20 protein-coding genes, 1 tRNA gene and 2 rRNA genes are annotated in these 23,656 nt (G+C 56.7%); 16 read left to right on the forward strand and 7 right to left on the reverse strand.

What is annotated here, in order from left to right; all coding sequences use genetic code 11:
• Positions 1 to 160 precede the first annotated feature (160 nt).
• From rrf (EQV90_RS00005) to EQV90_RS00015, 3 genes are all read left to right on the forward strand, one after another.
• A 5S ribosomal RNA gene (rrf, locus tag EQV90_RS00005) occupies positions 161 to 276 on the forward strand.
• A gap of 105 nt (positions 277 to 381) precedes the next feature.
• A 5S ribosomal RNA gene (gene rrf, locus EQV90_RS00010) occupies positions 382 to 497 on the forward strand.
• Between the two features lie 304 nt (positions 498 to 801).
• Positions 802 to 2,682, forward strand: a complete 1,881-nt coding sequence (locus EQV90_RS00015) for a methyl-accepting chemotaxis protein (RefSeq protein WP_003438177.1) — start codon at positions 802 to 804, stop codon at positions 2,680 to 2,682.
• 74 nt (positions 2,683 to 2,756) lie between these two features.
• Here EQV90_RS00015 and EQV90_RS00020 read toward each other — a convergent pair whose 3' ends face one another.
• Positions 2,757 to 3,455, reverse strand: coding sequence for a GntR family transcriptional regulator (locus EQV90_RS00020; RefSeq protein WP_161719984.1), 699 nt, complete (start codon positions 3,453 to 3,455; stop codon positions 2,757 to 2,759).
• Positions 3,456 to 3,727: 272 nt separating this feature from the next.
• Between EQV90_RS00020 and EQV90_RS00025 the strand changes: the two genes are divergently transcribed.
• From EQV90_RS00025 to EQV90_RS00065, 9 genes are all read left to right on the forward strand, one after another.
• Entirely contained in the window at positions 3,728 to 5,305 is a 1,578-nt protein-coding gene (locus EQV90_RS00025; RefSeq protein ID WP_240877601.1) for a glycosyltransferase family 39 protein, read from the forward strand.
• Positions 5,286 to 5,543: a DUF2789 domain-containing protein gene (locus EQV90_RS00030; protein ID WP_003438182.1), complete on the forward strand. Its 258-nt coding sequence runs from the start codon at positions 5,286 to 5,288 to the stop codon at positions 5,541 to 5,543. The genes EQV90_RS00025 and EQV90_RS00030 overlap by 20 nt, the downstream gene beginning before the upstream one ends.
• A gap of 100 nt (positions 5,544 to 5,643) precedes the next feature.
• Entirely contained in the window at positions 5,644 to 6,075 is a 432-nt protein-coding gene (locus EQV90_RS00035; RefSeq protein WP_003438183.1) for a MarR family transcriptional regulator, read from the forward strand.
• A complete protein-coding gene (locus tag EQV90_RS00040; RefSeq protein ID WP_003438184.1) occupies positions 6,072 to 8,162 on the forward strand; it encodes an FUSC family protein in 2,091 nt (696 codons plus the stop codon). The genes EQV90_RS00035 and EQV90_RS00040 overlap by 4 nt, the downstream gene beginning before the upstream one ends.
• Complete coding sequence (locus tag EQV90_RS00045; protein WP_003438187.1) at positions 8,159 to 8,368, forward strand: DUF1656 domain-containing protein; 210 nt, start codon at positions 8,159 to 8,161, stop codon at positions 8,366 to 8,368. Before EQV90_RS00040 ends, EQV90_RS00045 begins: the two co-directional genes overlap by 4 nt.
• The gene (locus EQV90_RS00050; RefSeq protein WP_202211195.1) at positions 8,365 to 9,267 is read left to right on the forward strand and encodes an HlyD family secretion protein; all 903 of its coding nucleotides are present in this window, start codon (positions 8,365 to 8,367) and stop codon (positions 9,265 to 9,267) included. Before EQV90_RS00045 ends, EQV90_RS00050 begins: the two co-directional genes overlap by 4 nt.
• Entirely contained in the window at positions 9,264 to 10,709 is a 1,446-nt protein-coding gene (locus EQV90_RS00055) for an efflux transporter outer membrane subunit (protein ID WP_003438190.1), read from the forward strand. The genes EQV90_RS00050 and EQV90_RS00055 overlap by 4 nt, the downstream gene beginning before the upstream one ends.
• A gap of 107 nt (positions 10,710 to 10,816) precedes the next feature.
• Positions 10,817 to 11,452, forward strand: coding sequence for a hypothetical protein (locus EQV90_RS00060; protein ID WP_003438193.1), 636 nt, complete (start codon positions 10,817 to 10,819; stop codon positions 11,450 to 11,452).
• Between the two features lie 138 nt (positions 11,453 to 11,590).
• Positions 11,591 to 13,075, forward strand: coding sequence for a YdgA family protein (locus EQV90_RS00065; RefSeq protein ID WP_240877602.1), 1,485 nt, complete (start codon positions 11,591 to 11,593; stop codon positions 13,073 to 13,075).
• Between the two features lie 74 nt (positions 13,076 to 13,149).
• Here the strand turns inward: EQV90_RS00065 and EQV90_RS00070 are convergent, their stop codons facing one another.
• The 4 genes from EQV90_RS00070 to EQV90_RS00085 all read right to left on the reverse strand — a co-directional run bounded on the left by EQV90_RS00070 (position 13,150) and on the right by EQV90_RS00085 (position 15,852).
• Positions 13,150 to 13,560 carry a VOC family protein gene (locus tag EQV90_RS00070; protein ID WP_003438199.1) on the reverse strand — a complete coding sequence of 137 codons (411 nt, stop codon included), beginning with the start codon at positions 13,558 to 13,560 and terminating at the stop codon, positions 13,150 to 13,152.
• 24 nt (positions 13,561 to 13,584) lie between these two features.
• Positions 13,585 to 14,184, reverse strand: coding sequence for a GDP-mannose pyrophosphatase NudK (gene nudK, locus EQV90_RS00075; RefSeq protein ID WP_240877603.1), 600 nt, complete (start codon positions 14,182 to 14,184; stop codon positions 13,585 to 13,587).
• 264 nt (positions 14,185 to 14,448) lie between these two features.
• Complete coding sequence (locus EQV90_RS00080; protein ID WP_010656892.1) at positions 14,449 to 15,216, reverse strand: TSUP family transporter; 768 nt, start codon at positions 15,214 to 15,216, stop codon at positions 14,449 to 14,451.
• A gap of 333 nt (positions 15,217 to 15,549) precedes the next feature.
• A complete protein-coding gene (locus tag EQV90_RS00085) occupies positions 15,550 to 15,852 on the reverse strand; it encodes a hypothetical protein (RefSeq protein WP_240877604.1) in 303 nt (100 codons plus the stop codon).
• Positions 15,853 to 15,937: 85 nt separating this feature from the next.
• Between EQV90_RS00085 and EQV90_RS00090 the strand changes: the two genes are divergently transcribed.
• Entirely contained in the window at positions 15,938 to 16,807 is an 870-nt protein-coding gene (locus EQV90_RS00090; protein WP_240877605.1) for a LysR family transcriptional regulator, read from the forward strand.
• A 775-nt stretch (positions 16,808 to 17,582) separates the two neighbouring features.
• On the opposite strand, the gene EQV90_RS00095 is transcribed toward EQV90_RS00090, so the two are convergent.
• Positions 17,583 to 17,659: transfer RNA gene (locus EQV90_RS00095), tRNA-Arg, on the reverse strand.
• Positions 17,660 to 18,007: 348 nt separating this feature from the next.
• Between EQV90_RS00095 and gabD the strand changes: the two genes are divergently transcribed.
• From gabD to EQV90_RS00110, 3 genes are all read left to right on the forward strand, one after another.
• The gene (gabD, locus tag EQV90_RS00100) at positions 18,008 to 19,450 is read left to right on the forward strand and encodes an NADP-dependent succinate-semialdehyde dehydrogenase (protein WP_003438213.1); all 1,443 of its coding nucleotides are present in this window, start codon (positions 18,008 to 18,010) and stop codon (positions 19,448 to 19,450) included.
• 175 nt (positions 19,451 to 19,625) lie between these two features.
• A complete protein-coding gene (gabT, locus tag EQV90_RS00105) occupies positions 19,626 to 20,909 on the forward strand; it encodes a 4-aminobutyrate--2-oxoglutarate transaminase (RefSeq protein ID WP_003438216.1) in 1,284 nt (427 codons plus the stop codon).
• Between the two features lie 136 nt (positions 20,910 to 21,045).
• Positions 21,046 to 22,272: an HDOD domain-containing protein gene (locus EQV90_RS00110; protein WP_127195656.1), complete on the forward strand. Its 1,227-nt coding sequence runs from the start codon at positions 21,046 to 21,048 to the stop codon at positions 22,270 to 22,272.
• A gap of 68 nt (positions 22,273 to 22,340) precedes the next feature.
• Here EQV90_RS00110 and desA read toward each other — a convergent pair whose 3' ends face one another.
• Positions 22,341 to 23,525: a delta-9 fatty acid desaturase DesA gene (gene desA, locus EQV90_RS00115; protein WP_240877704.1), complete on the reverse strand. Its 1,185-nt coding sequence runs from the start codon at positions 23,523 to 23,525 to the stop codon at positions 22,341 to 22,343.
• Between the last annotated feature and the right edge of the window lie 131 nt (positions 23,526 to 23,656).

Here is a 23,656-nt window from a genome sequence, read left to right on the forward strand (position 1 = left end):
CCATATAACACCCAAGCAATTTGCGTTCTTGGTGACAAGAACAGACAAGTTGCGGTGTGTGAAGACGATACAAACCGAAAGTTTGCACAACACACAAATCTATTACATACCCATTCGCTGGAACGTTGACCGCAAGGTAAACGCGCTGGCTACCGAATTTCTTGACGACCATAGAGCATTGGAACCACCTGATCCCATCCCGAACTCAGAAGTGAAACGATGCATCGCCGATGGTAGTGTGGGGTTTCCCCATGTGAGAGTAGGTCATCGTCAAGATTAAATTCCAAAATCCCTGTCTGCTCGCGCAGACGGGGATTTTGTTTTTATAGAAGTCCCAAGTTTTCGCAGGCACGTTTTGATAACGGATCTGCTACCGAATTTCTTGACGACCATAGAGCATTGGAACCACCTGATCCCATCCCGAACTCAGAAGTGAAACGATGCATCGCCGATGGTAGTGTGGGGTTTCCCCATGTGAGAGTAGGTCATCGTCAAGATTGAATTCCGAAACCCCTGTCTGCTCAACGCAGACAGGGGTTTTGTTTTTGCGCCGGGAAAATTTCTGGCGCCGCCTCCTGTCTTCGGACCACCCCTGCGTCCTCCCTCAAAATCCAGGTAACGACAAGCCAGGTCGTACTCCCGTCGGGTTTTAAAAATACAGCTAAGTTTTCCGCAGTCGGTGCCGACAGCCTTATGAGCAATGCGTGCATTCAGTACAGCTATCCCCGCTGGCTGTCTCAAGTGCTACACGGAATTTTGTACCCGCACGCATCCCACCTTTCGGCATAAGAAGTCCATGCAATGAATCTCAAGTTCAGCCATAAAATTCTTCTGGCCGCTTCAGGCGTCGTGGTTCTGGCGTTTGCGTTGTTCACTTTGTACAACGACTATCTGCAGCGAAATACGATCAACCAAAATATCGAGTCGTCGGTGGAGCAGGCAGGCAACCTGACAGCCAGTAGCGTCCAGAATTGGTTGAGCGGTCGTATCCTGGTGTTGGAGAGCCTTGCACAAAGCGTTGCTCACCAGGGCAGCCAGGCTGATTTGCCAGGGTTGGTCGACCAGCCTGCGTTCACCTCGAACTTCCAGTTCACGTACGTTGGTCAAGCTAATGGCGTGTTCACACAGCGACCTGACGCCAAAATGCCAGAGGGCTATGACCCCCGTGAGCGCCCTTGGTACAAACAGGCTGTAAGCGCCGGCAAGACCATGCTCACACCGCCTTATATGGCAGCTGTTGGCGGTTTGATCGTGACCATTGCCATGCCCGTCAAGAAAGACGGTCAACTGCTGGGTGTAGTGGGAGGCGATCTGAGCCTGGACAGTCTGGTTAAAATTATTAACTCGGTGGATTCCGGCGGTTTGGGCTACGCATTTCTGGTGAGCGGTGATGGCCAGGTCATCGTCAGCCCGGACAAAGACCAGGTTATGAAAAACCTGAAGGATATATACCCGTCCAGCAACCTGAAGATCGAGAAGGGCGTTCAAGAGGTGCAACTCAATGGCCAGGAGCGAATCATCTCCTTTACCCCGGTCACAGGCTTGCCCTCTGCAGACTGGTACATCGGCCAGTCGTTGGACAAACAAAAAGCTTACGCCCCTCTGTCTAAGTTCCGCACCTCTGCGTTGATCGCAATGTTTATTGCGGTGGCAGTGATTGCTCTGCTTCTGAGCCTGTTGATCCGGGTCCTGATGCGGCCGCTGACCACCATGGGGCGTGCCATGCAGGATATCGCCCAGGGTGAAGGCGATCTGACACGGCGTCTGGTGATTGAAAACAAGGATGAATTTGGCGAGTTGGCCAGTTCATTCAACCAGTTCGTGGAGCGTATTCACGCGTCGATCTCCGAAGTGTCCTCCGCGACCCGTCAGGTCCATGATTTGTCCCAGCGCGTAATGGCATCGTCAAACGCGTCAATCATTGGCTCCGATGAACAAAGCGCGCGCACCAACAGCGTTGCAGCAGCCATCAACGAACTGGGCGCAGCCACCCAGGAAATCGCGCGCAACGCCGCAGATGCTTCGCAGCATGCCAGCGGCGCCAGTGAACAGGCAGATGATGGGCGCAAAGTCGTTGAGCAGACGATTCAGGCCATGACTGAACTTTCCCGGAAGATCAGCCTGTCGTGTGCCCAGATCGAAACCCTGAATGCCAGCACCGACAACATTGGGCACATTCTGGATGTGATCAAAGGGATCTCCCAGCAAACCAACTTGCTGGCCCTTAACGCAGCCATTGAGGCCGCGCGTGCGGGCGAAGCGGGCCGCGGGTTTGCCGTGGTGGCGGATGAAGTACGCAACCTTGCTCACCGCACTCAGGAGTCGGCAGAGGAGATTCATAAAATGATCACCTCGCTGCAAGTGGGTTCCCGCGAAGCGGTCAGCACCATGAATGCCAGCCAGGTATCCAGCGAGGACAGTGTTGAGGTGGCCAACCAGGCCGGCGCGCGTTTGATCAGCGTGACCCAGCGTATCGAAGAAATTGACGGCATGAACCAGTCAGTTGCCGCGGCAACTGAAGAACAGACCGCCGTGGTCGAATCCCTTAACGTGGACATCAACCAGATCAATCTGCTGAACCAGCAGGGTGTGGTCAACCTCAACGAAACCCTTAAAGACTGCGATGCGCTTTCGCAGCAGGCCAGCCGGCTCAAACAGCTGGTCGACAGCTTTAAAATCTGAGGTGCAGGCGCGCGGGGAGCCCTGGTTTCTGCGCGCTGATCAAAGACATATCCACAGCCCTGGCGTTTTGAACGTCAGGGCTGTTTTGGTTTTTGCTTGTCGAGATAGTGGGTAATGGCTTTTACCCCGCGGTGTAGATGAAGCTCCAGCTCTTTGATACACGCCTCGACATCCCGGGCGCGGGCATGACGCAGCAAGGCGCGGTGATCGTCCTGAGACAGCTTGCCCAAATTCATCTGCTCAAGGTTAAAGCGCAGAAAGCGCTCTTCTTCAATCAGCCCTTCATCAATCAGCGCCAGCAGTTTTTTGTTCGGTGCCTTGCAGTAAAGCGCCTGATGAAATTGCCGATTGAGAGTGCCCATCCTGCTCCAGTCGGTTTCCACTTCGAGAGCCTCGATATAACCGGCAGCCACTTCAAAATCTTCCTCACTCAACAACGGCAGTGACAGGCGCAGGGCTTGTGTCTCGAGCAGCAAGCGGAGTTCATAGGTTTCCAGCGCGTCGTCCTCGATCAACGGCGCGACCACTGCCCCTTTGTGCTGCACGGTTTGCAGTAAACCCTGGGCTTCAAGCTGACGCAGCGCTTCGCGAACCGGCATGCGACTGACACCAAACAAAGTCGCCAGGGCCTGTTGCCGAATAGCGGTGCCACAGGGCAACCGGCCATCAAGAATGGCGTTGCGCAAGGACGCTTCAATCACCGACCGGGCCAAATGGGCAGGTATGGGGCCGGCGACTTCGATACTGCTTAAAGGATTATTTTTGACAGCCACGTTGGCACTACCTACGGCAGTTCAGTACGTTAATTTGGATCCAATTAAAAGCTAGGTACTGACCTGATCCTTGTCAAACCTTGTAACAGTTAGTTTAGCGCGACTGCGCGCGAGTGATTTCATCTTGCCACCTTCTTTTCTTGTATCCGGCCCCACCACACAGCTGCCCCTTGCCCTACAATCGCCGGAGATCAAGCTGCCCGAGTGCAGCGTCAATGCGCAGCTGCAGGTGAAGGATGGGCGTACTCAGTAGTAATGGTGTGGACGAAAAAATGCTTCGCGTCCTTGAATCGCCTCACAACCTACTGGCCGGATTGCTTCGTCAGCCATGGGTATGGGCCATTTTGTTACTGGCCTGCGCGATGCGTTTCTATGGGGCTACCGCCTCTGCCATTTGGTGTGATGAAGGCTCAAGTCTGATGCTGAGCGACTACTCGCTCGCGGGCATCTGGTTCCACGCCGCACACGATGTTCATCCACCGTTGTACTTCATGCTGTTGCACGGCTGGATGGCGCTGTTCGGCGACAGTCTGGTTTCGATTCGCGCCCTCAGTGTTTTGCCCGGGGTAGCCACAGTACTGCTGGGGATGTGGCTGGTCCGGCTGATTGCGACCCGCAGGGCTGCGTTGCTGGCCGGCCTGCTTCTGGCGTTGTTGCCGACCGCCGTGCGCTATAGCCAGGAAGTGCGGATGTACTCACTGATGGGGTTATGGCTGATCGCGGCAACGATTGCCCTGGTTTACTGGGTTAAAGCGCCCGACAACAACCGCTATCTGGTTATCTACAGCGTGCTGATGGCTGCCGGGTTTTACACCCATTACTTCACCGCCTTCTGTGTGATTGCCCACTGGTTGTACCTGCTGCTGAGTGGTAGCAGTACCGGCGGGCTGATCAAACGCCCTGCCTGGTGGGTCGCCAACGCCTGCATCATGTTGTTGTTCATGCCCTGGCTTCCGGGGCTGGTAGACCTGTTGCAACACATGGGTGAACTCAAGACCGGGGGCGATGTGGGCTGGGAGCCCGGGGTTGATGCCCGCTCGCTACCGGCCATGACCTGGCAGTTGTTGATTCAGGACGAAGGCGACAGCCTTGCCTGGCCATTGTTCTGGCTGGCACCGCTTGTCCTGCTTGTCGGGGCGGTATGGATGGCGGTGAGGGATGCAACACCCCATAGATTCACCAGGCTGATCGTGATCTACACCCTGCTGCCGATCCTGGCCATTTACGCCATCTCTTTTGCCTCACCGCTGTTCATCGAGCGCTACGTGATGTTTGCTGCCCTGGGCCTGCCGCTGATTGTTGCGATAGCGGTGGATCGCCTGCTCAACCACCGGCGCGCGCTGGCCATCGTATTGCTGACGCTGTTTGCCGGTACCGAGATGGTGGGTTTGCGCAGCAACTTCACCAGCGATGCCGATCATTTCGATCGTCTGGTTGAGCATGTGAATCAGCAGTTTTTACCGGGTGACCGAATCGTGGTCAGTGACCTGTTCTGGTACTTCAGCTACGTCTATTACAACAAGACCGGGTCTGTGCCCATGCTCTACACACCGCCGCTGGAGGATGGCTCATCGGGGCGTCCGAACAATTACGGTTTTGGTACGCTGGTGAACGCCAATGGCGCGAAAATCTACGTTGATCGCCTGGTGGACTTGCCTGCGGGTACAGGGCGTATCTGGTTAATCAGCAGCAAGGTGCAACCGGACGACTTTGCACCGATTCCACCGGGTTGGCACAAAGCTCAGGACTTAACCGTCGATGACACGCAGGCTCGACTATATTTGACCTGCGCGGGCGCCGAATGCGTCCCGCCTTACCGGAGTCTTTCTGATGCAAGCACCCACCCATAGTCTTCCTTCATTGTTCAAGCAGCTGGGTCTGCCCAACGAGCCAGCAGACATTGAGAAATTTGTCTCTTCGCACTCGCCACTCAAGCCGGATCTGAAGTTGCACGAGGCGTTTTTCTGGACGCCGGCTCAGGCGGCTTTCCTGCGCGATGAAATAAATGAAGACGCCGACTGGGCAGAGGTTGTTGATCAATTGAATCTGATGCTGCGCACAAAACCGGTCACCGGTAAGCAGAATTAACTGGTAACACTTGACTGAGATCATTTGCCCGCGCAATATTAATAGTTAGCAAACTAACTTTATGTGATACCCCTTGCCTGACACTCTTGATCAACTCCAGATGAGCATCAGCACCGGTATGGTGGTTGCGACTCGCCACTGGCGTCGCGTCTGCCAGAACACGCTGGTCAATTACGGAATTTCCGAAGCCTGCGCCATGCCGTTGCTGATTATCGGCCGTCTGGGAGAAGGCGCACGCCAGGTCACCGTGGCCCAGGCCGCCGGTATGGAAAGCCCGTCGCTGGTGCGCTTGCTCGATCAGATGTGCAAGGCCGGTTACGTGCTGCGTCATGAAGACGCCAGCGATCGCCGGGCCAAAACCCTCAGCCTGACTGACACCGGGCGCTCCCTGGTGCAGTCGATTGAAGCGCAGCTTGTACAACTCAGGCGTACAGCGCTGGCGGGGGTCTCAGTGGCAGATCAGGAAGCCGCATTACGCGTCATCAAGGCCTTCGAAGCTGCCGGCCAATTGCCTGATGGAGCCGCTTCTTGAACGGTTTTTTCAGCAGCATGCCGCCCGCCCGCGACTGGTTCTATGGCGTGCGCACCTTTGCCGCCTCGATGATCGCGCTGTACATCGCCCTGTGGATGGAAATGCCCCGACCCTATTGGGCAATGGCCACGGTCTACATCGTCTCCAGCCCCTTCGTCGGCCCCACCAGTTCCAAAGCCGTGTACCGCGCCCTGGGCACGCTACTGGGTGCTTCGGCGGCGGTATTTTTTGTACCCATGTTTGTACAAACCCCGTTTTTGCTGGTGCTGGTGGTCGCGCTCTGGACCGGCATCCTGTTGTTCCTGTCGCTGCACCTGCGCACGGCCAACAGTTACATCTTCATGCTCGCGGGCTACACCATGCCCATGATCGCCTTGCCGATCGTGGACAACCCGCTCAACGTATTCGACATCGCTGTCTCGCGCACCGAAGAAATCCTCCTCGGGATTGTCTGTGCGGCCGTGGTGGGCAGCATGTTCTGGCCCCGGCGGCTGGCCCCGGTGTTTGTTGATTCCGCCGCCAAGTGGTTTGGCGACGCCGCCAGCTACAGCAAGCATTTTCTGGCCCGCGACGTAGAGCCGAGTAAAGCCAGCGGCCTGCGCTCATCTATGGTGGCAACCTTCAACAGCCTGGAGTTGATGATCGGTCAATTGCCCCACGAAGGTGCGTTGCCGCAGACCGTGCGCAACACCAAAGAACTGCGCGGGCGCATGATCAACCTGCTGCCGGTGGTCGACGCGCTGGATGACGCGCTGTATGCCCTGGAGCGGCGTACCCCCGAGCTGGTGGACAAAATAGCGCCCTTGCTGGCGAAAAGCCGGGACTGGCTCGAAAGCACTCGCGAAGGCGCCCCTGTCGAGGCCTGGAAGGCTCTGCGCCATGAACTGGAACTCTTGCAGCCCAGTGCCGAAGCGCTGGATGAGCGACGCCAGCTGGTCTTCTCCAATGCGCTCTACCGGCTGGGCGAGTGGATTGATTTGTGGCAAGACTGCCGCAGCCTGCAACAGGCGATTGCAACGGGCAGTCAGGATATCTGGCGCGCGGTTTACCGGCATTGGCGCCTGGGCCGGCTGACACCGTTTCTGGATCGGGGCCTGATGCTTTACTCCGCATTTTCCACGGTGACGGCAATTGTTGTCGCTTCGGTGTTGTGGATCTTGCTCGGCTGGACGGACGGCGCCAGCGCGGTGATTCTGGCGGCCGTGGCCTGCAGTTTTTTTGCCGCGATGGACGACCCGGCGCCGCAGATTTACCGGTTCTTTTTCTGGACCTCGCTGTCGGTACTGTTCGCCAGCCTGTACCTGTTTGTGATCCTGCCCAACCTGCACGACTTCCCGATGCTGGTCCTGGCGTTCGCCGTGCCCTTTATCTGTGTCGGCACGCTGACGGTACAACCGCGCTTTTACCTGGGGACCTTGCTGACCATCGTCAACACGGCCTCATTCATCAGCATTCAGGGGGCCTACGACGCAGACTTCATGGTGTTCATCAACGCCAACCTGGCCGGTCCCATCGGCCTGCTCTTTGCTTTCGTCTGGACCCTTATCGCCCGCCCCTTTGGCGCCGAACTGGCGGCTAAACGCCTGACGCGTTTCAGCTGGCGCGATATCGTCACGCTGACCCGGCCCGCAACCCTGGCCGAGCACCGGCACATGGGCGCGCAAATGCTTGATCGGCTGATGCAGCACCTGCCGCGTCTGGCGATGACCGGCCAGGACACAGGCAGCGCCCTGCGTGACTTGCGAGTGGCGCTCAACCTCCTGGATTTGCTGGCCTACTCACCCCGGGTCACCGGCGAGCGGCAACGCCTGCTGGGCCAGGTAGTCAGCGAGGTGGGGGAGTACTTCAGCGCTTGCCTCAAGGCCGGCGAACGCCTGCCAATGCCCAATGGTCTGCAAATGACCCTGGACCGCACCCGCCGTGCGCTTAACGCCCGCGAAATGCAGGACGAGGGCGAGGCCCGGGTGCACTTGCTCCACGCCTTGAGCGGTTTGCGCCTGGCCCTATTACCGGGTGTGGAGTTCATCGTTGATGAGCACGACCTGCCACAGTCCCATGCCCATGGCATTGACGGAGCGCCGCTATGATCGGTGACGTAGATATCAGCGGGGTGTTTCTGCCCACGCTCCTGGTGCTGATGGGCATCACTTACATATTGTTTTTGCTGGTTCACGCGCTCCTGACGCGTATGCACTTTTACCGCCTGGTCTGGCACCGGGCTTTATTCAACGTCGGTCTCTACGCTTTGCTACTCGGCGTTGTGGATTCGTTTAGTCGATATCTAATGACATGAAAAAACCTCTATTGACCTTGGGCCGTGTCGTTCTCACCTTGTTGGTGGTGGCGTTCGCCTGCGTCGTGGTCTGGCGCATGACCATGTATTACATGTTTGCCCCCTGGACGCGCGATGGCCACATTCGCGCCGACGTGGTGCAGATTGCCCCCGATGTGTCGGGCCTGATCAAGCAGGTGGATGTGCGTGACAACCAGCCCGTCACCCGTGATCAGGTGCTGTTCATCATCGATCAGGAGCGTTTCCGTCTGGCCTTGCGCCAGGCCCAGGCAGTGGTTGCCGATCGCAAGGAGACGCTGGCCCAGGCCCAGCGCGAAAGCAAACGCAACCGCGGGCTGGGCAATCTGGTAGCCCGCGAGCTGCTTGAAGAAAGCCAGTCCCGGGAACTGCGTGCGCAGTCAGCCCTGACTGAAGCCGAAGTCGCCGTGGACAGCGCGCAGCTCAATCTGGATCGCACCGTCGTGCGCAGCCCGGTTGATGGCTACGTCAACGACCGCGCTCCCCGGGTCAATGAGTTCGTCACGGCCGGCAAGCCCGTGCTGTCGATTGTCGACAGCAGCTCGTTCCATATCGACGGCTATTTTGAAGAAACCAAACTGGACGGCATCCATGTCGGTCAGAGCGTCGAGATCCGCGTGATCGGCGACAATGCACGCTTGCGTGGCCATGTCGAAAGCATCGTGGCCGGTATTGAAGACCGCGACCGCACCAGCGGCCAGAACCTGCTGCCCAACGTCAACCCGGCATTCAGCTGGGTGCGGCTGGCGCAGCGGATTCCGGTACGCATCGTGTTTGATGATGTGCCAGCCGATTTCCGCATGATCGCCGGGCGTACCGCGACCGTTTCGATCGTCGCGGACAGGGTCAAAGACAAACCGGCGCAGGAGACTGCGCAATGAAAGCGGTCCACCTGGCAGCCCTGGGGCTGGGCTTGCTGCTGTCCGGCTGCCAGATGCTGGGGCCGGATTACCACCTGCCCAAGGACTCGGCCATGCAGCGTCCTGATTTGCAGGGCGAGCTGGCGGGTGAGGGCGCGAATGTGGTGTCGGCGCCTGTACCGGCCGACTGGTGGAAACTGTATCAGGACCCGAGACTTGACGAGCTGGTGCGCCAGGCCATGGCTTCCAATACGGATCTGCGAGTGGCGGCGGCCAACCTGTCGCGGGCGCGGGCTCAAGTTGAACAGGCGCAGTCTGCGGGTGGCTGGAGCGGTTCGGCGAAGGCTGGCGCCCAGCGTCTTCAGGAGTCCGGTGAAGCCTTCCTGCTGACGGACAAGGTCCCGGTAGCCAACGTCGGTGACCTTGGCCTCAGCACCTCGTATCAGTTCGACCTGTGGGGCACGTTGCAACGCGGTATCGAAGCGGCGCAGGCCAATGCCGACGCAACCCAGGCGGCAGCCGATACCGCACGTATCACAGTGGTAGCCGACGTGGTGCGCGCCTATACGCAAGTTTGCGCGGCCAATGAAGAACGGCATATCGCCGAAGAGTCGCTGCAGTTGCAATCGCAGAGTACCCAGCTGACGCAGCGTCTGCGCGATGCGGGCCGGGGCGACGAAACCCAGGTAACGCGTTCCGAAACTCAATTCAGATCATTACGCGCCGAACTCCCGCGCTACCAGGCGCTGCGTCAGGCAGGGTTGTTTCGCCTGTCGATGCTCATTGCCAAACCCCTCGACCAACTGCCCGCCGGCGTTGCCGATTGCGCAGAGCTGCCACACATCGCCCAACTGCTGCCCGTGGGCGACGGCGCAGCGCTGCTCAAGCGTCGGCCAGACGTACGTCAGGCCGAACGTCATCTGGCTAGCGCCACGGCCGAGATCGGTGTAGCCACCGGTTCGCTGTATCCGGACATCAGTATCGGCGCGACCGTGGGTACCGTGGGCCTGCTGGAAAACCTCGGCACGGCACCGACCAACCGCTGGGGCTTTGGCCCGTTGCTGAGCTGGACCATCCCGACCAACGGTTCGCGGGCCCGTATTCGTGAAGCCGAGGCGGTGACCCAGGGCGCGCTGGCCAGGTTTGACGGTGTGGTGCTTAACGCCATTCGTGAGACCCAGACCAGTCTCGTGCAATACACCGCCTTGCTCCAGCGTCGGGATGCCCTGGCCCTGGCAGGCGATTCGGCTAAAACGGCTGCCGAGCAAACGCACCAGTTCTTCCTCGCCGGGCGTGAATCGTTTCTTGCAGACCTGCAAGCCACCCGCACTTACACCGACGTGAAAGCGCAACTGGCCACCGCCAACACCCAGGTTGCCATGAGCCAGATCGACTTGTTTCTGGCCCTCGGTGGCGGCTGGGAAAATGCACAGGCGAAAGCCCCGGAGCACGCTAAACCCTGACAGGGTTGCTATGCTTTGAAAGGTCGGTATCGGAACGATGGTTCAGGGCATACGCGGGTCTCAAGTCCTCCCCATCGCGCAAGCAGTGCTTGATGGGGATACTAATAATGAAAAATCCATATGCTCCCGGTTTCTGGTGCGCAGTCGCAGCCCTGGTGCTGCTCTCTGCGACTTACTTCTACGGCATCATGCTGGCGCACCAGATCGACAAGGCGATGGTCTTCCTCGACAGTGCCAGTGCCCTGATCGCCGTGCTGGCCATCGTCGTTGTGGCCTGGGCGTCGGTGCAAACCAGGCAAATCCAGCAGCGGCAAATAGACAAGGGCCAGACGCGGGTCATGATCTGGGACACCAAAGTCGCGCTGCGCCGGGTTGAAACCGTATTCGACCGCTATTTCTGGGGCAGCTACTGGCAGCCGGGCCGCACCTTCCAGGAGTTCATGGGTGAACTCACCGGCACCCCGCTGGAAAAAAGCCTCGAGGCCCTGAAATCCCAATGTCTGAAACTCGACAGGGCCCTGGCGCCTGAGGATCGTGAATGGCTCGACCACGCCCATGCGCTTTCAGATGTAGCCTCAGCCATGGCCCGCGAGCGCTATCAACTGGATTACTCAGGCATATCACTCAACGCTGTCGGCGAAACCTCGGTCGACCACGAGCTGGAAGTGCTGGTGTATACCTGGAGCGCCAGCCTCAAGAGCTTCGATCATCAACTCGACGAAATGGAGCTGCGCTACGCGTGATCTGCGCCATATCGGACGGTGCCGAAAAACAGCGTCCAGCCCGTTGCCAGTGTTAACCTGCTTGCACTTTTCGGCCTATGACGGGCTTGCTGAAGACCGCATATCTTTCAACACAACGGACATTGAACGGGTCAATTGATGAATAAACCATTAGGCGTACTGGTAGGGATTGTTGTTATTGCAGGTGCCCTGAACACCGCAGGCGCGTGGTACACCGGCACCAAGCTTGAGGATGTACTCAAGACCTCGATCCAGGAAGCCAACAAGGAACTGGCGTCCCAGCTGCAAGGCACCACCACCCACGGCACTATCGAACTGGTTTCCCTTGACCGCCACCTGTACAGCAGCACTGCGCACTACCGTGTGAATCTGCAGGACGACGCCGCAGGCCCGGACGCCCAGCCGGTAGAACTGCTGTTTGTGGACAATATCGAACATGGTCCGTTGCCATGGTCGCGGATCAAGACGTTCAAGTGGATGCCAGTGATGGCGACCAGCAACTATTCGCTGGAAAAAACTCCGTACACCGAAAAATGGTTCGCCGCCGCCAAGGACCAGTCTCCGCTCAAAGGCCAGGTTACCCTGGGCTACAACCGCTCGGTTGACGGGAGCATGGAGCTGCTGCCGTTTGAAGCCCAAGTTGACGAGAACTCCAGCATCAGCTTCTCCGGGTTGACCATGGATGGCCAGACAGATGCCGAGGGCATAAACCTCAAGGCCAAAGGCTACATGGACCATCTGGTGCTTCAGGCCGCCACGCCCGGGCAACCGCCAGTTCGCGTCGAGCTCAATGGTCTGACCCTGGCCAGCGACCTGACCAAAAGCAGCTATGGCTTCTACCTGGGGCAGAACGTGCTGGAGCTGAGTGAGGGCCAGTTGACCTTTGGCGAGCGCCAGTCGGTGGCCAAGATCAAAAACTTCGAATATGCCGGCTCGGCTTCTGCCAACGGCAGCCTGATGTCAGGGCGTCTGTCGTACAACGTGGGCGACATCACCCTGGACGACAAGCCGGTGGGCAGCGCGCAAATGGTCATGACGGCCAGCAGCCTGGACATTCCGGCCATGCAATCGCTGTTGCGGATCTACCAAACCAAATTCGAGCCTCAAGCCGACGGCACAATGCCTATGGCGCAGTTGACCCCGGCAGAGCAAGTGCAGATGCAAGCCGAGGTCGAAAAACTGCTGGCGGCCAAACCACAGCTGGCGCTGGAAAAACTCACCCTTAAAACCACCAATGGCGAAAGTCAGTTCAACCTTGCCGTGAGCCTGGCTCAGCCGACTTCGTTCGAGCAGCCGCCTATCGAAGTCACCAAGCAAACGCTGACCTCCCTGGACGCCAAGCTGCAATTATCCAAACCCATGATTGCCGACCTGTCCGCCGTTCAGGCACAACTGGCCGGCCAGACCGACCCGCAAACCATCGCGAAAATGGCCAGCGCCAACAGCGAAATGGCGGGTGTCATGGCCGTGCAAACGGGCCTGGCAAAAGTGGATGGCAACAACATCCTGGCGTCCCTCAACTATGCCGCTGGGGAAGTGGATTTCAATGGTCAAAAAATGAGCCTTGAAGACTTCATCAACGTGATGATGACCCGCTTTGGCAGTGGCCCCGACCACCTGTAAACCCCGCTGATCTGCAGGAGCAGGCTTGCCCGCGATCTTTTCCATTGGCTGAAAGATCGCGAGCAAGCTCGCTCCTACGCAATGGCCATCGACCTGGCAAACACAAAGCACAGCTTGTTGCCTTCGGGGTCACGGCAATAGGCGCCGTAATAATCGTCGCCATATTGTGGCCGGTTGCCCGGAGCACCCTCATCCGTGCCGCCGAGGCGCAAGGCCGTATCCCAGGCCGCTTGCACCTGCTCGATCGAGTGCGCGGCAAAACTCACCTGCACACCATTGCCCCAGGTCGCGGGCAAACCATTGATCGGCGACTGAATGTAAAACTGCGGCCAGTAAAGTCCGGGGCGCTGCCAGCCCGCACCCGCAGGCCCGCGGTCTTCATCATCATGAACAATGCGCACCAGGCCCAGAGTGGCCAGCACCCCGTCGTAAAAGACTGCCAGCGCCGGTACATCCCGCGCGCCGATCTGGATATGGCTATACATAAGCAATCTCCCGAAGTGAAAAACTCAGCAATCCACAAGTCCGTGCAGCTTCGCGTATTGCAAGAGCATGATGGTCTTGCCGTCCTTGATTTCTCCCGTGTCGATCATTGCCAGTGCGTCGTCCAGAGGCAACTCCAGAACTTCGATCTCCTCGCCCTCGGCTTCAAGGCCTCCACCCTCGCTGACCTTGTCCTGGTCAGAGTATTCCCCGACAAAAAAATGCAGGCGCTCGGTAACCGAACCGGGGCTCATGAACGCTTCAAACACCTTGCGTACATTTTCAATGCGATAACCGGTTTCCTCCTGGGTTTCCTTACGGATACAGGTGTGTGGATCATCCTGATCCAGCAGTCCGGCGCAGGTTTCGATCAGCATGCCGTCATGTTCGTTGACGAAGGCGGGGAAGCGGAACTGGCGGGTCAGCACCACGGTTTTTTTTAGCGGGCTGTACAGCAGGATCGTCGCACCGTTACCGCGGTCATAGGTCTCCCGGGACATCTTTCGCCAAATCCCGTCCCGTCCCTGGAAGTCGAAGGTGGTCTTGCGCAGCACGTACCAGTTGTTCGACAGCACTTCAACTTGCTGGATTCGCACACGATCCTTGGTGGCCAGGGCTTGCTTCATGGTTTCGCTCCTTGTTTTGTGCGATTGAGGCTGCTGGCGTGCAGCTTCAGCAGGACCGGGGAACGATAGGACTGAACCGTCCTGCCGGCAATGTCCGGGGCAGCCACAGCATGAGAGGAGACGGCAGGCAGAAACGACAAAGCCCGCACAGGGCGGGCTTTGTCGGGTTGCATGTGTCCGGAGGATCGATCCGAGTCATACCCCCAACTGGTGATCAGTCGAAGCGAGTGGCTGGCCGCAGGGATTAAAGCTTGAGCTTATCCCCTACGAAAATAGAGACAAGCCCATTCTGCCTATCAAAAATATAAGCAGAATCAGGAAAAATATCCTGATAAAGCCGCTTCCGTAACGGAGTGCCAAGAAAACACCGGTGAGAGAACCTGCCATATTGCACAGAGCAACTACACCGCCGATAGTCCATAAGACGTTGCCAGACGGAACAAAAAACATAAGCGCTGCGCTAAACGTACCCAGATTAACCAGTTTTGCAGAGGCCGATGCGTTTAAAAAATCGAAGCCAAAAAATTTTACAAATATAAAAAGCAGAAGACTACCGCTGCCAGGGCCAAAGACACCATCATAGAAACCAATGAGGCCACCAAACAAAACCCCTGAGATAATCTCCTTTGATCCGCAATGTTTATTAGAAGCCACCAAGCCTAATTTTTTTTCCGTGAAAGTATAAATGGCCATGGCTATCAGGATGAAAAAAACAACAAGCTCCATCAGTTTTTTTGGCACGATAGATACTGAGAAGGCACCAAGAAAGGCAAATAAAAATGCGGAAAGCATGGTGGGAAGCATTAACTTCCACATGATTTTTATTCGCTTTACATAGCTGAATATGGAAGATAAATTGCCCGCCAAAACAGCCAGTTTATTGGTTCCGAAAACAGTAGCTAGACTTTGCTGAGGGAGGGCATGTAAAAGTGCCGGCAGTTGTACAAGACCGCCACCACCGACTGCAGCATCTATCAAGCCGCCGCAAAAGGCAAAAAAACCTAGCGCGATCAAAGTTTGTTCAAGATCCATATAATGGATCCTTGTGCAACTTAAATTTCCAACAATAAACCATGACATTTCTCTTGGTTTGAGCTCTGCATTTTTCGAGATATACCGATTAGCCTATGGCTCATTTGAACAAAGATAATCGGTATATCCCTCTGGCTATAGAAACTGGCTCTATGAGGTCAGGGCTTGGTGCATAGCCGCAAAAGCGTTTCCTGCTCTTTCATTGTAACTGAGCATAGTTCCTTTCAGTCGACCCAACTTGAAAGTTATATCGGCCGTTCGAGCATATGCTTGTGCTGCAGCTAAAGCATGCAAGCCATGCTTGTTTTCCACTTCACCAGAATGTCCCATGACCTATCCTTTAGCGTTACGCAAACTCTGAGTGTTCGTTTTCAGAGAAGGATTGAGGGTGAGTAACTTGTCCTCTATGTATTGGGCAATGAAGTTGTACTCTCGACCATTCCAAATCTCTGAAGCGATAGAAACCATCATCGCCTCCATGATTGAGTATTTATGCTCGTCTGAACTCAAAGCTGCCTTATGTTTTGCTACGCCGGTGTTGTACAGAAACTCTGAAAATTCGTTACATTCGCGTATTTTATATTTGTCTTCAACCCAGGCCGTGGCGCCAAACGCTGCGGTCATGTAGCCGTACATACCGTCATCTACAAATTAAACGAGTTGAATGCTTGCAACAAGTGACTTATAGTTATTCCATCATTCACTTTAAGTGAGCAATGACATGGAGTTGTCTCAGTTAGCGATGTTCAAAACAGTGGCCGATCAAGGAAGCATTATCCGCGCCTCTGAACTGTTGCACTGTGTTCCGTCAAACATCACAAACAGAATCAAGCATTTAGAAAGAGAACTCGGGGTCTCGTTATTTATAAGGAAAGGCCGGGGGCTTGTAATCAGCCCTTCCGGGCGGTTGTTTCTTGGCTACGTTAACAAGATCCTGTCTTTGAGTGAGGAATCAAAAAGAGCCCTCGATCCCGCCGCAGCGCCGTCGGGAAACTTGAAAATTGGCGCTATAGAGTCATCCGCCACAGGCAGGTTACCCAAGCTTTTATCAAAGTTCCATCAGCTCTATCCTTCTGTACAAATGCAGTTTAGTACGGGGGATTGGTCGCAATTATCAAACGATGTGGTCAGCCATGAACTGGATGGAGCAATCATCGCTGTCAGGCCTGAGCACCCGGATCTTGAAATCATTGAGATTTACAAGGAGGAGTTGGTCTTGATCGCCTCTCCGGCTGCGGGGCGGATAAATGAGCCGCAGGACTTGAGTGGCACTGATATATTCATGTGGCCTGAAGGATGCCCTTACAGGAAGGCGTTGGTAAGTTGGCTGGAGAGGCATGAAGTATCAATCCCCATAACAAGCATAGCCAGTTATGGCACAATCCTGGGGTGCGTAAGTTCCGGCGCAGGCGTGTCGTTAGTTCCGAAAGGTTTGTTTGAGCAGTTCGGGCGGTTCGGAAGTATAAGTGAATATATGTTTGAAGATTTATTGCCTGTGCAAAATTATTTCATATCGAACAAAAACGTCGAATTTCATCGTGCAAAAGATAAGTTTTCCGAGTTGCTGAAAGAAGAATTTAAACACCTGTGATAAGTAGCCTTGTTCATAGCCGTATCCGGGCAAGGTGCGGCTGATCAAGCTATATCTGATTTTCAGTTATTTTGCCTCGACTCACTGATTCAGGAGGCGGCATAAGACTGGTATGGGGGCTATTTCGAGTGGCATGGGCAGCGGGGTGTTTGCCGGTCGGCGCGCTTTTGCTGGTTGTGGTGGTTTTTTCTTGCTCCCACCTATCATCAATTGGAACTGTTAACCAATGATCTGGCTATCCACGCGTTCAGCCAAGCGCTGAGACCGACGGAGGTGATCAGCACGCAGGCGCGGCTTCATGCAGTGTTCGACACCCAATGGGCTGATGGAGCCATTACTCACCTATCCGGAGCAGGCCTATGACCGACATAGTGTCTGGGGATACATGGCAAGTAGATATCAGTTCAACTGAAGCAGGCCAACGACACGATGCGCTTGGCAAATCGAGCGCTGACATCGTGACGATGTTGCCGCTCTATTCGTTCTCGGTTTTTCGCACGCGCACATTCGGGAGTTGAATCAGAAAGGTGGCTTTCGATCATGCGTGCTCAGGCTTGAGCGTCGTCGGATTTGGTTTCGAAGGTTTTGCGTTGGGCTGGATAGCCCTTGCGACGGATCTGCGCTTACCACTGATACTCGCCGCGATTCCTGATGGTTGCCATTTCCACCATTCCCGGCACGTTCAAGTGTGGAAAATTTTTGGCAAAAACGACTTTCAGGACCAGGACAGGTTTCTGTCAGTAGCGCTATCCCCTGTAATACAAGGGAAAGAAGATGGTGCACCAGGCGGGATTCGAACCCACGACCACTGCCTTCGGAGGGCAGTACTCTATCCAGCTGAGCTACTGGTGCAATGCGGGCGCCATAATACTCATCTGTGTGGCGTCCGTCCATGCTGCTGATTCGTCAGGTGTTTCCGGACGCGTTTTGGGCTATTAATGGATGCCGGGGGAAAAATGGGTAATAGACAGCCGCTTGTTCTTTTTTTCGAACATCCTATTGTCCTTTACCCCCATTGATCCTAGGATTCGTTTGAGATTTCAAACGCTCTTGTCTGAGTGCTGAACCGCACGGCTAAAATTTAGTGCGTTATTTAGATACTTTGGCAGTGAATGACTTCCTGACGGCAGCCTTCCATGGCGCCTTTCTACTATCAATAATTCGCTCCGCGCCTGCGCGGTGCTGTTAAGGAAAGCCAACATGCAGCTCAAAGACGCACAGTTGTTCCGCCAACAAGCCTACATCGATGGTGCTTGGGTGGATGCGGACGGTGGTCAGACGATCAAGGTCAACAACCCGGCTACCGGTGAAATCATCGGTACCGTGCCAAAAATGGGCGCAGCCGAAACCCGTCGCGCGATTGAAGCTGCCGACAAGGCCTTGCCGGCCTGGCGCGCACTGACCGCCAAAGAGCGTGCAACCAAATTGCGTCGCTGGTTTGAACTGTTGATTGAAAATCAGGATGACCTCGGTCGCCTGATGACTCTGGAGCAAGGCAAGCCACTGGCCGAAGCCAAGGGCGAAATTGTCTACGCTGCCTCGTTCATCGAGTGGTTCGCTGAAGAAGCCAAGCGCATTTATGGCGACGTGATCCCGGGTCACCAGCCGGACAAGCGCCTGATCGTGATCAAGCAGCCTATCGGTGTGACGGCTGCAATCACGCCCTGGAACTTCCCGGCCGCGATGATCACCCGTAAAGCAGGCCCGGCTTTGGCCGCTGGCTGCACCATGGTCATCAAGCCTGCTTCGCAAACCCCGTTCTCGGCCCTGGCCCTGGTTGAGCTGGCGCATCGTGCCGGCATCCCCAAAGGCGTGCTGAGCGTAGTTACCGGCAGCGCTGGCGACATCGGCGGCGAGCTGACCAGCAACCCGATCGTGCGCAAGTTGTCCTTCACCGGTTCGACCGAAATCGGTCGTCAACTGATGGCTGAATGCGCCAAGGACATCAAAAAAGTTTCGCTGGAACTGGGCGGCAACGCGCCGTTTATCGTGTTCGACGACGCGGATCTGGATAAGGCCGTCGAAGGCGCGATCATTTCCAAGTACCGCAACAACGGCCAGACCTGCGTCTGTGCCAACCGTCTGTACATTCAGGACTCGGTGTACGACGCGTTCGCCGAAAAACTGAAAGTGGCGGTGGCCAAGCTGAAGATCGGTAACGGTCTGGACGAAGGCACCACCACAGGCCCCCTGATCGACGACAAGGCCGTAGCCAAGGTCAAAGAGCACATTGCCGATGCCCTGAGCAAAGGCGCCACTCTGTTGAGCGGTGGTAACAGCCTGGAAGGCAGCTTCTTCGAGCCGACCATTCTGATCAACGTGCCGAAAAACGCAGCCGTGGCCAAGGAAGAAACCTTCGGTCCGCTGGCGCCACTGTTCCGCTTCAAAGACGAAGCCGAAGTGATCGCGATGGCCAACGACACCGAATTCGGTCTGGCGTCGTACTTCTATGCCCGTGACCTGAGCCGTGTGTTCCGTGTGGCTGAAGCCCTGGAATACGGCATGGTTGGCGTCAACACGGGGCTGATTTCCAACGAAGTCGCACCGTTCGGCGGCATCAAGGCCTCGGGCCTGGGCCGTGAAGGTTCCAAGTACGGCATCGAAGACTATCTGGAAATCAAATATCTCTGCCTGGGCATCTAACCCGGCGGGTGGTTCAGCAGGAGGGGCACGAGAGCGCTGCCCCCTCTGTGTTTCAAATCGTTAATTTCTGTGGCCGGGAGCCCCATGCCAGTCGATCATCGCATGCTGGCATTGCTGTCTCCCTGGCGCGTCAGCCTTGAACCACGCCGTTTGATTCGCGGCGAATGAGGACACTATGAGCAACAAGACCAACGCATCCCTGATGAAACGCCGTGAAGCCGCTGTCCCGCGCGGTGTTGGCCAGATTCACCCGATCTTCGCCGAGTCGGCAAAGAACGCCACGGTTACTGACGTAGAAGGCCGTGAGTTCATCGACTTCGCCGGCGGTATCGCAGTACTCAACACCGGTCACCTGCACCCGAAAATCATTGCCGCCGTGCAAGAGCAACTGACCAAGCTGACCCACACCTGCTTCCAGGTACTGGCTTACGAGCCGTACGTTGAGCTGTGCGAAAAAATCAACGCCAAGGTGCCGGGCAATTTCGACAAGAAAACCCTGCTGGTCACCACCGGTTCCGAAGCGGTCGAGAACGCCGTGAAAATTGCCCGTGCTGCCACTGGCCGTGCCGGTGTGATCGCCTTTACCGGTGCTTACCACGGCCGCACCATGATGACCCTGGGCCTGACCGGTAAAGTCGTGCCTTACTCGGCCGGCATGGGCCTGATGCCAGGCGGTATCTTCCGTGCCCTTTACCCGTGTGAACTGCACGGCATCAGCGTTGACGATTCCATCGCCAGCATCGAACGCATCTTCAAAAATGACGCTGAGCCTAAAGATATCGCTGCAATCATCATCGAGCCGGTACAGGGCGAAGGTGGTTTCTACGTGGCTCCGAAAGCGTTCATGGCCCGCCTGCGCGAACTGTGCGACAAGCACGGCATCCTGCTGATCGCGGACGAAGTGCAAACCGGTGCTGGCCGCACCGGCACTTTCTTCGCCATGGAACAAATGGGCGTTACTGCCGACCTGACCACATTCGCCAAATCCATCGCTGGCGGCTTCCCGCTGGCCGGTGTATGCGGCAAGACCGAGTACATGGACGCCATCGCTCCAGGCGGCCTGGGCGGCACCTACGCCGGTAGCCCGATTGCTTGCGCGGCTGCGCTGGCAGTGCTCGAAGTGTTTGAAGAAGAGCACCTGCTGGACCGTTGCAAGGCAGTTGGCGAGCGTCTGGTCACCGGCCTGAAGGCCATTCAGGCGAAGCACCCGGTCATCGGTGATGTCCGTGCGCTGGGCGCAATGATCGCCGTCGAGTTGTTCGAAGGCGGTGATTCGCATAAGCCAAACGCAGCCGCCGTGGCTCAAATCGTTGCCAAGGCACGTGACAAGGGTCTGATCCTGCTGTCGTGCGGCCCTTACGGCAACGTGCTGCGGGTGCTGGTGCCGCTGACCTCGCCGGACGAGCAGCTGGACAAAGGCCTGGCCATCATCGAAGAGTGCTTCGCTGAACTGGCTTGAGTCCTGACTCGCAAGTTGTGACTCGATAGACAAAAAAAACCGCTTCGGCGGTTTTTTTTGCTTTGAGCGATTCATTCGGGTGTATCCACCGGCTGCCTTTGACTAAGGTGCAGGCCTTACGCCGGGAGCTAAATGCATGACAGTTGTAGATTCAATGGCAGTACCGAGCGTACTGATTGCCGAGTCTGATCCGTGGACCCGGGATTTGCTCAAACACGTAGTACTGAGTGTGCGCTGTGATGTGCAGCTGGATGTGTGTGAAGAAGGTCGGCAGGCGTTCACCCTGTTGAGCCAGAAAACCTATGACCTGGTGATCGCCGACGCAGACCTGCCCGCAATGGGCGGTCTGGACTTGCTGCGCACAGTACGCCAGCGCCGGAGCAGTCCAGTGCGGGCGTTTATTTTGCTCAGCGACCGCAGCGACATTGCCAGTGTGCGCGAGGTCTTGCCATTGGCCCCCACGGCCTACCTGACGAAACCGCTGGATATCAGTGGGCTGACCCGGCGCTTGCAAGGTCTGTTGCTGAGTGCCGGGCAAGAAGTCTTGTGTGGGGTGCCGGGGTTGGCGCCCGGCATGACCCTGATACGCTTTTTGGCGCAGCACCGTGCAACATCCGATGGTGCGCCGCTAATGATTGATGCAGAGGCGGCAGTCAGACACAGTATCGGCCCCGTCGGACCGGATCTCGCGTTGCTTGAGCAACAAGTGCGGACCGATCCGCAAATCAGTGCCGTCTTGATTGCCGCGGCCAACAGTGCGGCCCGGCACCCTGTGAGCCCGGCGCAGACGCTGTCACAAGCGCTGCAGAGCCTGGGGCCGGGTCGAAGCATGAATCTGGTGCTGGGGCTGACCCTCAAGCAGCGTGGGCAACTGAGTGATCCTTGTCTTTCGGACTACGCCGAACAGCAGTGGGCCGTGTCGCGGCGTGCGGCCGGATATGCTTACGCGCTGGCGCGGATGCTCAATCTTGATCATCAACGCTGCTATTGCGCGGGGCTGCTGCACCGCCTGGGTGACCTGGCGGTGTTGCGCTGCTTGCAGGAGTGGCAGCTGGCCGGTGGTGCGCTCGACACCAGGGTCATTGACGAGTCACTGGCCGAATTCGGAGCAGCCTATGGCTCGGCCTTGCGCACACGCTGGCGCTTGCCGCTGGAACTGCGAGAGTTGATTGCGGCGATTTATCACTTGGGCGGAGGGGTCTATTCCCGTGAGGCGCTGGTAATGAACCTTGTGGGCCAGATGGTGAAACTGACGACTGAAGAGGAGATCAGTGAACTGGCCAACTGCAAAACGGCACGTTTGCTGAGAATCGGCACGCCAGAGTTGTTGCGGCTGATCCAGGCGCCAGAGGGCTGCGTCTGAGTCATCGAACCCCTTGTGGGAGCTGCAACCCAGCTCCCACACAGGGACATGCGGGAGCTGTGTAGCCTTTACACCGCTGCAGGGCGCAGCGAGTAGGTTTTCAGCTGATGGGCAAACTCGCGCAGCGACTGAATTCCGCTGGCTTCTGCCTCATGTACCCATTCCTTGATCGCCGCCAGCATGTCGTGACCATTGGTGCTGGTTTTGAGCCAGATCTGTTGCAGGGCCAGACGCTTCTCGTAGATCACTTTAAGCGAGTGGCTGTGCTCGAGCATGGTTTCGATACGCTGGTGATGGCGTTCTTCCAGCAGGCTGGTTTCGCGCGACAGCAGGCGCTTGGCGCGGCGGAACTGGTGGCGAACCGAATGATCAACCTTGGCCAGTTCTTGTTGCACCAGCGGCGCGATCACCAGCTTGCGGTACTGGGCCATGATCTGGAAACGGTTGTTGAGGATCGCCATCGCGGTGTCCATGTCCAGACTGCCCTTGCCTTCAACCCGGTGGGCGATCGGAGCAACACGCTGAACCTTGGCCAGACGCAAAAAGCTGAAGACTTTGATCCAGGCCCAGCCCAGGTCAAATTCCCACTTCTTGACCGACATCTTGGCCGAGTTGGGGTAGGTATGGTGGTTGTTGTGCAGTTCTTCGCCGCCAATGATGATGCCCCATGGCACCAGATTGGTCGCGGCATCGCGGCATTCAAAGTTGCGATAGCCCACTGCATGGCCCAGGCCGTTGACCACGCCCGCTGCCCATACCGGGATCCACATCATCTGGATGGCCCAGATTGTCAGGCCGATGGCACCGAACAGCAGCAGGTCGATGACCAGCATCAAACTGACACCCAGCATTTTGTAGCGCGAGTAAAGATTGCGCTCAATCCAGTCTTCAGGGCAGTTTTTGCCGTAAATACGCAACGTCTCGGGGTTCTGCGCCTCTTTGCGATATAGCTCTGCACCTTTTCGCAAAACGGTCGATAACCCTTTGATGACCGGGCTATGGGGGTCATCAGCGGTTTCGCACTTGGCATGGTGTTTACGGTGGATGGCTGTCCACTCGCGGGTATTTTGTGCCGTGGTCAGCCACAGCCAGAAACGGAAGAAGTGTTTCAGGCCACCGTTAAGCTCCAGGGAGCGGTGCGCTGAATAGCGGTGTAGATAAACCGTGACGCCGATAATGGTCACGTGGGTCATCAACAGGGTGACTGCAACCAGCTGCCAGGCTGACAAGTCGAGAAAACCGTTGTACCACATAGGCTGTTTGGCCCTCGGGAAGATAAAAAAAACTGCAACACGCATTATCCCCATGCAGCCAGATAAAACCAGTCGCCCTTTCAGATAAGAGTGCCTTGATGTTTCTTACTTTATAATCCCCCTTTTTTTGT

Source organism: Pseudomonas sp. TMW22089, assembly GCF_022496645.1.
Lineage (GTDB): Bacteria > Pseudomonadota > Gammaproteobacteria > Pseudomonadales > Pseudomonadaceae > Aquipseudomonas > Aquipseudomonas paraversuta.